12 protein-coding genes are annotated in these 12,099 nt (G+C 72.4%); 4 read left to right on the top strand and 8 right to left on the bottom strand.

The window, feature by feature from the left end:
* Positions 1 to 30: 30 nt before the first annotated feature.
* Together HQK15_RS06015 and HQK15_RS06020 are read left to right on the top strand one after the other, a co-directional pair.
* The gene (locus tag HQK15_RS06015; RefSeq protein WP_173490477.1) at positions 31 to 438 is read left to right on the top strand and encodes a YciI family protein; all 408 of its coding nucleotides are present in this window, start codon (positions 31 to 33) and stop codon (positions 436 to 438) included.
* Positions 435 to 1,583, top strand: coding sequence for an RNA polymerase sigma factor (locus tag HQK15_RS06020; protein ID WP_367649073.1), 1,149 nt, complete (start codon positions 435 to 437; stop codon positions 1,581 to 1,583). The genes HQK15_RS06015 and HQK15_RS06020 overlap by 4 nt, the downstream gene beginning before the upstream one ends.
* Before the next feature lie 16 nt (positions 1,584 to 1,599).
* Here HQK15_RS06020 and HQK15_RS06025 read toward each other — a convergent pair whose 3' ends face one another.
* From HQK15_RS06025 to HQK15_RS06055, 7 genes are read right to left on the bottom strand one after another with little or no spacing between them, the layout of a single operon-like run.
* The gene (locus HQK15_RS06025; RefSeq protein WP_173490478.1) at positions 1,600 to 2,079 is read right to left on the bottom strand and encodes a heme-degrading domain-containing protein; all 480 of its coding nucleotides are present in this window, start codon (positions 2,077 to 2,079) and stop codon (positions 1,600 to 1,602) included.
* Positions 2,076 to 3,107 (bottom strand): Gfo/Idh/MocA family protein, encoded by a 1,032-nt coding sequence (locus HQK15_RS06030; RefSeq protein WP_173490479.1) that lies wholly within the window; start codon positions 3,105 to 3,107, stop codon positions 2,076 to 2,078. Before HQK15_RS06030 ends, HQK15_RS06025 begins: the two co-directional genes overlap by 4 nt.
* A 30-nt stretch (positions 3,108 to 3,137) precedes the next feature.
* The gene (locus HQK15_RS06035; RefSeq protein WP_173490480.1) at positions 3,138 to 3,881 is read right to left on the bottom strand and encodes an SDR family NAD(P)-dependent oxidoreductase; all 744 of its coding nucleotides are present in this window, start codon (positions 3,879 to 3,881) and stop codon (positions 3,138 to 3,140) included.
* The gene (locus HQK15_RS06040) at positions 3,878 to 4,903 is read right to left on the bottom strand and encodes a zinc-dependent alcohol dehydrogenase (RefSeq protein ID WP_173490481.1); all 1,026 of its coding nucleotides are present in this window, start codon (positions 4,901 to 4,903) and stop codon (positions 3,878 to 3,880) included. The genes HQK15_RS06035 and HQK15_RS06040 overlap by 4 nt, the downstream gene beginning before the upstream one ends.
* A 1-nt stretch (position 4,904) precedes the next feature.
* On the bottom strand, positions 4,905 to 5,762 hold the full coding sequence (locus HQK15_RS06045; protein WP_173490482.1) for a fumarylacetoacetate hydrolase family protein: 858 nt from the start codon (positions 5,760 to 5,762) through the stop codon (positions 4,905 to 4,907).
* Positions 5,763 to 5,795: 33 nt separating this feature from the next.
* Complete coding sequence (locus tag HQK15_RS06050; protein ID WP_173490483.1) at positions 5,796 to 6,680, bottom strand: SMP-30/gluconolactonase/LRE family protein; 885 nt, start codon at positions 6,678 to 6,680, stop codon at positions 5,796 to 5,798.
* Entirely contained in the window at positions 6,677 to 7,468 is a 792-nt protein-coding gene (locus HQK15_RS06055) for an IclR family transcriptional regulator (RefSeq protein WP_217361351.1), read from the bottom strand. Before HQK15_RS06055 ends, HQK15_RS06050 begins: the two co-directional genes overlap by 4 nt.
* Before the next feature lie 40 nt (positions 7,469 to 7,508).
* On the opposite strand from HQK15_RS06055, the gene HQK15_RS06060 reads away from it, so the two are divergent.
* Positions 7,509 to 9,224: an IlvD/Edd family dehydratase gene (locus HQK15_RS06060; RefSeq protein ID WP_173490484.1), complete on the top strand. Its 1,716-nt coding sequence runs from the start codon at positions 7,509 to 7,511 to the stop codon at positions 9,222 to 9,224.
* Entirely contained in the window at positions 9,224 to 10,582 is a 1,359-nt protein-coding gene (locus tag HQK15_RS06065; protein WP_173490485.1) for an FAD-binding oxidoreductase, read from the top strand. The genes HQK15_RS06060 and HQK15_RS06065 overlap by 1 nt, the downstream gene beginning before the upstream one ends.
* Positions 10,583 to 10,803: 221 nt before the next feature.
* Here the strand turns inward: HQK15_RS06065 and HQK15_RS06070 are convergent, their stop codons facing one another.
* Positions 10,804 to 11,979 carry a pyridoxal phosphate-dependent aminotransferase gene (locus HQK15_RS06070; protein ID WP_173490486.1) on the bottom strand — a complete coding sequence of 392 codons (1,176 nt, stop codon included), beginning with the start codon at positions 11,977 to 11,979 and terminating at the stop codon, positions 10,804 to 10,806.
* Positions 11,980 to 12,099 lie beyond the last annotated feature (120 nt).

Here is a 12,099-nt window from a genome sequence, read left to right on the forward strand (position 1 = left end):
ATGGGTCGCACGACACCGAGGAGAACCACCATGGCCAAGTACTTGATGCTCAAGCACTACCGAGGCGCTCCCGCCGCGGTCAACAACGTGATGATGGACCAGTGGACCCAGGACGAGATCTCGGCCCACATCCAGTACATGAACGACTTCGCCGACCGGCTCAAGGAAGCCGGAGAGTTCGTCGACGCCCAGGCGCTGGCGCCGGAGGGCACCTGGGTCCAGTACGGCGGTGAGGGCCGTCCGCCCGTCACGGACGGTCCGTTTGCGGAGACCAAGGACCTCATTGCCGGCTGGATGGTCATCGACGTCGACTCCTACGACCGTGCCCTCGAGCTGGCGGGCGAGCTGTCGGCCGCACCAGGCGCGGGCGGACGTCCGATCCACGAGTGGCTCGAGCTGCGCCCGTTCATGGGCGAGGCCCACACGATCACGGAGTGAGCGGTCCGGTGGACGAGGCCCTGCTGCGCAGCCTCGCGCCCAGCGTGCTCGCGATCCTCGTCCGTCGCGGAGCAGACTTCGCGGCGGCCGAGGACGCGGTGCAGGACGCGCTGGTCGAGGCCGTGCGTGCCTGGCCGGCCGACCCGCCGCGGGACGCCAAGGCGTGGCTGGTCACGGTCGCGTGGCGCAGGTTCCTCGACGCCACCCGGTCGGAGTCCGCCCGCCGCCGGCGTGAGGAGACCGTCGACCACGAGCCGGAGCCGGGCCCGACCCCGGACGTCGACGACACGATGCAGCTGTACTTCCTGTGCGCCCACCCCGCCCTGACTCCGTCGTCGGCGGTCGCGCTGACCCTGCGCGCCGTCGGCGGACTGACCACCCGGCAGATCGCCGAGGCCTACCTGGTGCCCGAGGCGACGATGACGCAGCGCATCAGCCGGGCCAAGCGCACCGTCGCGGAGGTGCGACTCGACCAGCCGGGCGACGTCGCCACGGTGCTGCGGGTGCTCTACCTGGTCTTCAACGAGGGCTACTCGGGCGACGTCGACCTCGCCGCCGAGGCCGTCCGGATCACCCGCCAAGTGGCCGCCGCGATCGACCACCCGGAGGCGTCGGGGCTGCTGGCGCTGATGCTGCTCCACCACGCCCGGTGCCCTGCCCGCACGGCCGCCGACGGCAGCCTCGTGCCCCTCGCCGAGCAGGACCGTGGGCGGTGGGACACCGAGTCGATCGCCGAGGGCGTCGAGATCTTGCAGACCGCGCTGGCCCGCGACCGGCTCGGCGAGTTCCAGGCCCAGGCGGCGATCGCCGCCTTGCACGCCGACGCGCAGCGCGCCGACGAGACCGACTGGGTGCAGATCGTCGAGTGGTACGACGAGCTCGTGCGGCTGACCGGCAGCCCCGTCGTCCGCCTCAACCGAGCGGTCGCCGTCGGTGAGTCGGACGGGCCCCGCGCCGGCCTCGCGGCGCTCGCCGAGGTCGATCCGTCACTGCCCAGGCACGCCGCCGTGGCTGCCTACCTGCACGAGCGAGACGGCGATCCGGTGCGTGCCGCCGGCCTGTATGCCGAGGCGGCGCAGCGGGCGACGAACCTGGCCGAGCGCGACCACCTCATGCGTCAGGCGGCCCGGCTCAACGCCCGGTGAGGTCGACAGGTCGGGGTCAGTGTGAGGAGTCGGACCCCAGCAGGCGGTCGAGCACGTCGACGATGAGCTGGTGGTCGTCGCGCTGGGGCAGTCCCGAGACCGCGATCGTCCCGACGCAGCCGGTGCCGCCGAGGAGCAGCGGGAACGCGCCGCCGTGTGCCGCGAAGACGGCCGGGTCGAGCCGCGAGCTGGCCTCGAACGTGCTGCCCCTGACCCGGAACTGCTCGCCGACCCGCAGCGACGACTGGCCATAGCGGTCGACGACGGCGCACTTGCGGTCGAGCCAGCCGTCGTTGTCGGCCGAAGCGCCCGGCAGTGCGGTGTGGAAGAGCCGCTGGCCGTTGCGGCGGATGCTGATCGCGACCGGGAGCGACGCCGACAGCGCCACGTCGCGCAGCGCACCGCCCACCTCCCACGCATCGGCCTCGTCGAACGCCGGGAACACGAGCCGCTGCTCCTGGGCGATGAGCTCGTCGAGCAGCTCCCGGCCCGTCATGCCGACGCTCCCGGGCGCACGGTCTCGCCGGTGGTGGCGCTGACACGTGCGGCCTCGAGGACGTCGGCCGTGGCCACGGCGTCGGCTGCCGGCACGGGTGGCGGTCCCTCTCCGCGGACGGCGCGGGCGAAGGCCGGGTAGTAGGTGTCCCACGCGCCGCGGGCCAGGGTGACGGCCGACGGCACGGATGCGACGAAGAGCTGGTCGACATCGGACGGTGGCTCGACACCCCAGCTGTCGCCGGCTGCCGGGCCGACGCCCGTGATCAGCACGTCCTCCTGGGAGTCGGCGCTCGTGACGACGACCGAGGCGGACGATCCGGTCACGCGGAAGCGCGGTCCGGGAGCATGCTGGCTCCAGCTGCCCCACAGGTGCGACACGGCCCCGCCGGAGTGCTGCAGGGCGACGAACACGTCGTCGTCGAGGCCGTTGTCACGGGTGCGCCACTCGGCACGGACCGCGTCGACCGGACCGAGCAGGACGAGCGCCTGGTCGACCAGGTGCGCCCCGAAGTCGAGGAGGGTCCCGCCGCCGGCCGCCCCCGGACCGTCCTGCGGCGCGAAGCGCTCGAACCGCGACTCGAACCGTGAGACCTGACCGAGCGTCCCGTCGTCGACCAGCCCGCGGACGGTCAGGAAGTCGGAGTCCCAGCGCCGGTTCTGGTAGGGGCTCAGCACGACGCCCTGCTCGTCGGCGAGTGCCACCGATCGCCTGGCCGCCGCCGGGTCGAGCGCGAAGGGCTTGTCGCAGACCACCGCGAGCCCGAGGCCGATCGCCTCGTCGGTGAGGGCGGAGTGGGTGTCGGCGGGCGTCGAGATCGCCACGGCCTCGGCGCCGGCGGCGGCGATCGCCGCCAGGGAGTCGTACGTCGTGGTGCCCGGGTGCTCGCTCTCGACGAGTGCACGTCGCTCGTCAGAGGTCGTGACGACGCCGACGAGCTCGCACTCCGGCGCACCGGCGATCAGCGGGGCGTGGAAGTAGCGACCGCCGAAGCCGTAGCCGACGAGTCCGATCCTGAGGGGTTCCATGGTGTCCATCCTGTCGCGTGGTGTCGGAGCTCAGGACGGCAGCCGGATGGAGCCCATCCCGCCGTCGACGGTGAGCAGGGTGCCGGTCGTCGACCCGCTGAGCGGGCTGGCGAGGTAGGCGATCGAGTGCGCCACCTCGTCCGCGGTCACGAGCCGGCCGAGCGGCTGCCTCGCCCGCAGGGCCGAGGCCGCCGCGTCAGGGTCGTCGGCCGCGTCGAGGAGGCGACCCACCCAGGGAGTGTCGGCGGTGCCCGGCAGCACGGCGTTGACCCGGACGCCCTCGCGGACGTGGTCGGCCGCCATCGCGAGCGTCACGGCGGCGACGGCGCCCTTGCTGGCGGAGTAGAGCGCGCGCTGCGGGACGCCGACCGCGGCCACGATCGAGCTGGTGTTGACGATCGCCGCTTGGGCCGATCGCCGCAGGTGGGGCAGGGCCGCCGCCGACACGCGGGCCAGGCCCACCACGTTCACGTCGAGGACGCGGGTCCACTCCGCGTCGTCGTTGGCCGCGATGTCACCCGCCGCGCCGATGCCGGCGTTGTTGACCAGGACGTCGACGCCGCCGAGCTCCCGGACGACCTCCGCCACACCGGCCTCGACGGCGGAGCGGTCGGTGATGTCGGCGGTGATCTCGAGGTGCCCGCTGGTGCCGGAGTGCTCGCGGTCGACGATCGCTACACGGGCGCCTCGGGCCTGCAGGAGGTCGGCAGTCGCCGCTCCGATGCCGCTGGCGCCGCCGGTGACGATCGCGACGAGTCCGTCGAAGTCGCTCATGGCTGTCTCCTTGCTCGGGGGTCCACGTGGATCTTGGGGCCGGGACCGATGTGCTCGGGTCGTTCGCCGCGCAGGGTCGCGTCGACGTCGTCGAGGGTGACGGTCGCGGCGACGAGCAGGCGCGGGTCGACCGCTCCGGAGGCGTACAGCTCGATCGCCCCGGCCAGGCCGGGCGAGGCGCTGAGGATGCCGACCGTGGTGACGTCCTTCATGACGAGCAGGCGGGTGTCGAGGGTGCTGGGTGTCTCGGAGAGCCCGATCAGGACGACCCGCCGACCGGCGTCGACGAGCTGGGCCGCGAGCGCCGGCGACGACGGGTGGTTGGACGCGTCGATGACACCGTCCCACCGCAGGTCGGGCAGGTCGGCCGCGGTCCAGGCACCGGTCAGGCCGAGGCCGGCCGCGAAGGCGAGCGATGGCGGAGTCACGCCGAGGACGTGCACCTCGCACCCCTGGGCCATGGCGATCTGGGCAGCGAGCAGGCCGATCGTCCCCGGGCCGATGACGAGCAGCCGCTCGCCGGGTGAGAGGTCGGCTGCGCGGACGGCGCGCAGCGCGTTGCCACCCGGCTCGACCATGGCGCCGGCGGCGTCGTCGACGCTGTCGGGCAGCGGGAGCAGGGCCGAGACAGGCACCGCCATCTGCTCGGCCAGAGCGCCGTCGAACCCCCTGCGGAGACCGATCTCGTGGCGGTCGTCGCAGTCGTGCTGCCGGCCGGTCAGGCACCGGTGGCAGCGTCCACAGCCGATCTGGGTGTCGCCCGTCGTCCGCCGCCCGATCCACGCAGGGTCGACCCCGTCGCCGACCGCCGAGACGGTCCCGCACCACTCGTGACCGAGTCGCACGGGATAGGTCGCGAGCCCGTTGTGGAGGTACTCCATCTCGCCGGAGAACATCTCGGCGTCCGTCCCGCAGACGCCGACCCGCGCGATGTCGACGACGACCTGTCCCGGGCCCGCGGCCGGTGCGTCGACGTCGAGGACGGCCGACTTCCCGGGCCCGGTCAGGACGAAGGCGCGCACGTCAGCGCGGCTCGACGACGAGCTGGCGCTGGGTGCCGAGACCCGTGATGCCGAGCTCCATGACGTCGCCGGGCGCGAGCCATCGCTGCGGCGTCTGTCCCATGCCGACGCCGGGCGGTGTGCCGGTGTCGATCAGGTCTCCGGGCTCCAGCACCATGAACTGGCTCAGGTGGTGGACGATCACGTACGGGTCGAACACCATGGTCGACGTCGACCCGTCCTGGAAGCGGACGCCGTTGACGTCGAGCCACATGTCGAGCGCGAGCACGTCGTCGATCTCGTCGGGCGTCACGAGCCACGGACCCGTCGGGTTGAAGGTCTCGGCCGACTTGCCCTTGGACCACTGGCCGCTGCGCTCCATCTGGAAGGCCCGCTCGCTGACGTCGTTGACGAGCACGAAGCCGGCGATCGCGTCACGGGCCTCGCAGACCGAGTCGAGGTAGGAGGTGCGGCGGCCGATCACGATGCCGAGCTCGACCTCCCAGTCGGTCTTGGTCGCCCCGCGCGGGATCCGGACGTCGTCGTACGGGCCCACGATCGTGTTGGGCGACTTGGTGAACAGGATCGGCTCGTCCGGGACGGCCTGGCCCGTCTCGGCGGCGTGGTCGCTGTAGTTGAGGCCGATGCAGAGGATCTGGTGCGGTCGCGCGATCGGTGAGCCGATCCTCTCGCCGGCGAACGTCCGCACGTCGCCGGCGGCGGTGCGGGCGTCGACGAGGTCGCGCAGCGGCTGCATGCCGCCGGCGAAGAAGGCCTCGTCGAAGTCGTCGAACGTGTCGGACACGTCGACGTACGTCGTCTCGTCGATCCGGACGGCGGGACGTTCGGCGCCGAGCGGGCCGAGGCGCATGAGCTGCATGGAGTCTCCTGGGGAGTGGGGTCGGAAGGTGCGTCAGGGAGCCGGTGACAGGTGGCCGGACCACCGGTGGACGGGGGTGCCGCGACATCCGGGGCGGGCGAGGAAGAGGCTGCCCGACAGCGGGTGCTCGGCCAGCTGGTCGGGGGTGAGCTCGGTGCGGGCAGACGTGATCAGGAGCAGGTCGAGGTCGTCGCCGACGAACGCGACGCTCGACGTGTGCAGCGCCGGGACCACGATCGTGTCGACGAGCGCACCGTCGGGGGAGTAGCACCGGACCTCGCCGTGGCTCCAGATCGCGATCCAGAGTCGTCCGTGCTCGTCGACCGCGAGCCCGTCGGGCGTCGCGTCCGGCAGGTCGATCAGGAGCGTCCGGGTGCCGGTGGCGCCGGTGGCCTGGTCGTAGGGGCGGGCCCACACCCGTCCGGGCACGCTGTCGACGCTGTAGAGGATCGAGTCGTCGGGCGAGAACGCCAGACCGTTGGCCAGGCCGAGGTCGTCGTCGAGGACGGTCGAGGCCCCCGCGTCGACCTGCAGCAGCCGTTGTCCGTCGTGATCGCCGGTCAGGGAGAGGGTGCCGACGAGGAAGCGTCCGGCGGCGTCGCAGGTGCCGTCGTTGAGGCGGTCGTCGGGGCCGACCTGGCTCACCGGCTCGGTGTGTCGGGCGCCGTCGGGACCGATGACGGTCAGGGCGCGGGTCTCGGCGACGAGCAACGATCCGTCGACCGATGTCGCGACCGCCCCGGCGAAGCCGTCGACGTGGTGCTCGGTGTCGATCGTCAACGAGTCACCGTCGATCCGGCCGACCAGCACGAGCCCCTCGGGGATGTCGACCCACAGCACGAGGCGACGGGTCGCGTCCCAGACCGGCCCCTCGGCGAGGACGAAGCGCGGCTCGGTGACCGCGACGACGTCGATCACCGGGGGCTGCCGGTCATCGCGCGGATGGTCTCGACGTCGGCGACCAGCGTGGACAGGGGTGTCCGATAGGCGAGCGCGCTGACGCTGATCGCGCCACTGGGCGTCGTCGGCCCGGTCAGGAAGGCCGGCACCGCGAGGCAGTTGACCCCGGGCTCGTTCTCCTGGTCGTCGACGCCGTAGCCGCGGGCGCGGATCAGCTCGAGCTGCTCGTGCAGGCCGGCTGCGCTCGTGACGCTGTGCTCGGTACGGCCCTCGAGCGTCCGGTCGCCGACCCACGTCTCGACCGCGGCGAGGTCGGGCAGACGGTGGGCCAGCAGCAGCTTGCCGGCCGCCGTGCAGTGCGCGGGGTTGCGACCGCCGACGACCGAGGTGAGGCGGACGGCTCCCGTCGGCGGGTCGATCTTGGAGCGGTAGACCACCGAGTCGCCGTCGAGCGCGGTGTAGTGGACGGTCTCGCCGAAGCGGGTGGCGAGCGCCGTCAGGGTGTCCTCGACGCGGACGTGGTCGGGCCGTGCCTGGTGGTGGGCGAACGCGAGGCGCAGGAAGTCGTCGCCGAGCACGTAGTGGCCCGGTCCGGTCTGCGACGCGAAGCCTGCCCGGCGCAGCGCACTGAGCGCGCGGTGGACCGTGGGCTTGGGGCTGCCGACGGCGGAGGTGATCTCCTCGAGGCTGACGCCGTCGGGATACGTCGCGAGGGCCGCCAGCACGGCCAGCGTCCGGTCGGCGCCGACCAGCTTCTCGGGCGCAGGGCTGTCCTTCGACGCCGCATCCGATGTAGTCTGGATCACATTCCAGATGCTAGACCATCATTTCGAGAATTGGAATCGGATGCCCTCTCCGCGCAGTGCACAGTGGTACGGCGGGACCGACCGCAACGCCTACATCCACCGTGCCTGGATGCGCCGCGGCCTGCCGGCCCACGCGTTCGACGGCCGTCCGCACATCGCCATCGCCAACACGGCCTCCGACCTGACGCCCTGCAACGCCCACCTCGACGAGGTCGCGCAGAGCGTCTCGCAGGGCGTCTACGAGGCCGGCGGCATCCCGCTCGACCTGCCGGTGGTGTCGCTGGGGGAGACGCTCGTGCGTCCGACCGCGATGCTGTGGCGCAACATGGCGGCGATGGCGACCGAGGAGATGCTCCGAGCCAACCCGATCGACGGCGTCGTCCTGCTCGGCGGCTGCGACAAGACCATCCCGTCGCTGCTGATGGCCGCCGCCTCGGTCGACCTGCCCGCGCTCGTGGTGCCCGGCGGTCCGATGCTGACCGGCACGTTCCAGGGCGTGCCGCTCGGCTGCGGCACCGACGTCTGGCGGCTCAGCGAGGAGGTGCGCGCCGGCACGCTCTCGGAGGCGAAGTTCCTCACGTCGGAGTCGTCGATGATCCGCAGCAAGGGGCACTGCAACACGATGGGGACGGCATCGACCATGGCGATGGTGGCCGAGGCGCTCGGCGCGACGATCCCGGGCACGGCCGGCACCCCCGCGCCCGACAGCCGTCTGCTCGAGGGCTCCCACGCCGCGGGCCGGCTCGCGGTCGAGATGGTGGCGGCCGACCGGCGTCCGAGCGAGGTCTTCACCCGTGGCTCCTTCCTCAACGCGATCGTCGCGCTGGCCGCGGTCGGCGGGTCGACCAACGCCGTGGTGCACCTGCTCGCGATCGCCGGCAGGCTCGGGGTCGAGCTGACGCAGGACGACTTCGACCGGGTCGGCGCGGGCGTTCCGCTGCTGGTCAACCTGCAGCCCGCGGGGGAGTTCCTGATGGAGGACTTCCATCGGGCCGGCGGTCTGCTGGCAGTGCTGAAGGAGGTCGAGGACCTGCTCGACCACGACGCCGTGACGGTGACGGGCCGGGCGCTCACCTCCTACCTCGACGAGGCCGAGATCTGGGACCGCGAGGTCATCCGTCCCCGGTCCGAGCCCTTCCAGCCGCACGCCGGCATCGCCGTCCTCCACGGCAACCTGGCGCCCGACGGCGCGGTCCTCAAGCCTGCCGCCGCGACCCCCGCCCTGCTGCAGCACCGCGGCCGCGCGATGGTCTTCGACTCGATCGAGGACATGCACGCGCGCATCGACGACCCCCACCTCGACGTCGACGCCGACTCGGTGCTGATCCTGCGCGGCTGCGGCCCGCGAGGCTATCCGGGGATGCCCGAGGTCGCCAACCTGCCGCTGCCGAAGAAGCTCCTCGAGGCCGGGGTGCGCGACATGGTGCGCATCTGCGACGGCCGCATGAGCGGCACGGCGTACGGCACCGTGGTGCTCCACGTGTCGCCGGAGGCCGCCGCGGGTGGACCGCTCGGCCTGGTCCGCACCGGTGACGTGATCGTGCTCGACGTCGAGGCCCGCCGCCTCGACGTCGACGTGCCGCAGGACGTGCTCGACGCGCGCGAGCCCGCCCGGGCCGCCGTCGAGGCCTTCGCGTCACCGACCCGCGGATGGGAGAGGCTCTACGTGAGCACCGTGATGCAGGCCGACACCGGTGCCGACCTCGACTTCCTGGTCGGGTCGAGCGGCGACGCGGTGTCGCGGGAGTCGCACTGATGGCGGCGGTCGCCGACGACCTCGTGCGTGCGCTGGGCCCCCGGGTCGTCGTCGACCCCGACCGGATGACGCCGTGGACCCGCGACCAGAGCCCGTTCTCCACCTCCGGGGCGCCGGCGGCGGTGGTCCGTGCCGCGTCGACCGACCACGTCGTCGTCACGCTGCAGACCGCGACCCGGCACGGCACGCCGGTGGTCACCCGCGGGGCGGGGTCCGGTCTGTCCGGCGGCGCGAACGCCCTCGACGGGTGCATCGTGCTGGCGCTCGACGAGATGGACGCGATCGTCGACATCGACGTCGCGCGACGGACCGCCACCGTGCAGCCCGGGGTCATCAACGCCGACCTCGGACGGGCGGCCGCCGAGCACGGCCTGCGCTACACGCCCGACCCCGGCAGCCGCGACATCTCGTCGATCGGCGGCAACATCGCGACCAACGCGGGCGGCATGTCGTGCTGCAAGTACGGCGTCACCGCCGACCACGTCGCAGCGCTCACCGCGGTGCTGCCCGACGGGACGGTCATCCGCACCGGAGGGCCGCTGCGCAAGAACGTCACGGGCCTCGACCTGACCCGGCTGCTCGTCGGGTCGGAGGGCACGCTCGCGGTCGTCGTCGAGGCGACCGTGTGGCTGCGGCCCGTGGTCGCCGACGAGTCGACGATCGTCGCGATGTTCGCGTCGCTCGAGGCCGCGATGCGGGCCGTCGTCGCCGTGACCGGCGAGACGACACCGTCGGCCGTCGAGCTGATGGACCGCACCACCGTCGCGGCCGTCAACGCCATGACCGGCATGGCCATCGACGCGACGGCCGAGGCGGTGCTGCTCATGACCTACGACGGACCCGCGGCCGCCGGCGAGGTCGTGGCCGGGGAGGTTGTCGTCGTGGCGGAGGGGGCGACGGAGGTCTTCCGCACCGACGACCGGGCCGAGGGCGCCGAGCTGATGAACGCCCGTCGACTGGCGCTGCCGGCCCTCGAACGGCTCGGCTCGATCCTGCTCGACGACGTCGGCGTCCCGGTCGACCGGCTGCCCCGGATGGTCGCCGACATCCAGGCGGTCGCGGCGCGGCACGACGTCACGATCGGCACGTTCGGCCATGCCGCTGACGGCAACCTGCACCCCACGATCATCTTCGACGCGCAGGACGTCGCCGAGCGCGACCGGGCGCAGGCGGCGTTCACCGACATCGTCCGGGCGGCCCTCGCCCATGGCGGAACCGCGAGCGGTGAGCACGGCATCGGCAGCCTCAAGCTGCCCTTCGTGACCGAGATGTACGGCGCGGCCGAGATCGACCTCATGCGCCGCATCAAGGCAGCCTTCGACCCGGACGGTCTGATGAATCCGGGTCGCGCCTACTGAGCAGGCTCGGAGACGTCGATCAGTTCTTGCGCGAGGACTTGCTGCCGAAAACCAGGTCGTTGAGCCCGAAGGCGATCAGCATCGCGTTGATGACCCAGAGCGTCGAGACGATCAGGTCGGTCGTCGTCTTGGCTTCCATGGATTTCTCCTGTCGTGGGTCTCGTCACTACCAACGAGGCCGCTGCCTCCATGGTTACGCGGGCGACCAAGGAGCGCCAGAGTCACACGTCCGGGACCAGGCCCTGCAGCCGGCTCATCGCCTCGGCGATGACGGCGGGCTGCTTGCAGAACGCCCACCTGACCAAGGGGCGTCCGGGATTGTCACGGCCGGGCCTCTCGTCGTAGAAGACCTGGTGCGGGATCGCCGCGACGCCGACCAGCTCGGGCAGCCGTCGGCAGAAGTCGGGGCCGTCCTCGAACCCCAGCGGCCGGATGTCGGTCGTCGCGAAGTAGGTGCCCTGCGGCACGAAGACCTCGAACCCGATCGACCGCAGGCCGTCGCACAGCTGGTCGCGCTGCGACTGCAGGCGGGCCGTGAAGTCGTTGAAGTAGGCGTCGTCGGCCCCCAGCGCGTGCGCGATCGCCGGCTGCAGCGGTGAGCCCGAGGTGTAGGTGAGGAACTGCTTGGCGCCCACCATCGCCGCGACGAGCGGGGCCGGCCCGGTCGCCCAGCCGACCTTCCACCCCGTGAACGAGAACGTCTTGCCGCCGCTGGAGATCGTCAGGGTCCGCTCGGCCATGCCGGACAGCGTCGCGACGGGCACGTGCGGGACGCCGTCGAAGGTGAGGTGTTCGTAGACCTCGTCGCTGATGACGACGAGGTCGTGCTCGATCGCGATGTCGGCGACCACCTGCAGCTCGTCGCGACGCAGCACCGTCCCCGTGGGGTTGTGCGGGCTGTTGAGCAGGATGGCCGTCGTCCGCGGGCTGACGGCGGCGCGCAGCTCGTCGACCGGAAGGCGGAAGTCCGGCGCCCGCAGCGTCACCGGCCGGCGGACGGCGCCGGCCATCTGGATCATGGCGACGTAGGAGTCGTAGTAGGGCTCGAGGACGATGATCTCGTCGCCCGGGTCGACCAGCCCGAGCAGGGCCGCGGCGATCGCCTCGGTAGCACCCGTGGTCACCGCGACCTCGGTGTCGGGGTCGACCGTGAGCCCGTGGAACCGCTGCTGGTGGGCGGCGATCGCGATCCGCAGCTCGGGCGCGCCGATGCCCGGCGCGTACTGGTTGCGCCCGCCGCGCAGCGCCTCGACGGCGTGGTCGACGACGTCGACGGGGCCGTCGGTGTCGGGAAAGCCCTGGCCGAGGTTGACGGCTCCGGTCCGGGCCGCCTGGGCGCTCATCTCGGCGAAGATCGTGGTGCCGAGGCCCGCGATGCGGGAGCTGGAGGTCTTCATCACCCCGAGCCTAGCCACGCCGGCCGGCCGATGCGTCCTGCCGGAACCGCCACGCCGGGGCCCTCGCGGCCCTACGATGGGGTGACGTCAGCCCACGCGCTGTCATGCCGACGGGTCGGG

Origin of the sequence: Aeromicrobium stalagmiti, assembly GCF_013283745.1 — a bacterium.
GTDB lineage: Bacteria > Actinomycetota > Actinomycetes > Propionibacteriales > Nocardioidaceae > Aeromicrobium > Aeromicrobium stalagmiti.

Bases quoted from the DNA above. Each gene is read 5' to 3' on its own strand.
- HQK15_RS06015 (WP_173490477.1), top strand. From the start codon at position 31: ATGGCCAAGTACTTGATGCTCAAGCACTACCGAGGCGCTCCCGCCGCG.
- HQK15_RS06025 (WP_173490478.1), bottom strand. From the start codon at position 2,079: ATGACGGGCCGGGAGCTGCTCGACGAGCTCATCGCCCAGGAGCAGCGG.
- HQK15_RS06030 (WP_173490479.1), bottom strand. From the start codon at position 3,107: ATGGAACCCCTCAGGATCGGACTCGTCGGCTACGGCTTCGGCGGTCGC.
- HQK15_RS06035 (WP_173490480.1), bottom strand. From the start codon at position 3,881: ATGAGCGACTTCGACGGACTCGTCGCGATCGTCACCGGCGGCGCCAGC.
- HQK15_RS06045 (WP_173490482.1), bottom strand. From the start codon at position 5,762: ATGCAGCTCATGCGCCTCGGCCCGCTCGGCGCCGAACGTCCCGCCGTC.
- HQK15_RS06060 (WP_173490484.1), top strand. From the start codon at position 7,509: ATGCCCTCTCCGCGCAGTGCACAGTGGTACGGCGGGACCGACCGCAAC.
- HQK15_RS06065 (WP_173490485.1), top strand. From the start codon at position 9,224: ATGGCGGCGGTCGCCGACGACCTCGTGCGTGCGCTGGGCCCCCGGGTC.
- HQK15_RS06070 (WP_173490486.1), bottom strand. From the start codon at position 11,979: ATGAAGACCTCCAGCTCCCGCATCGCGGGCCTCGGCACCACGATCTTC.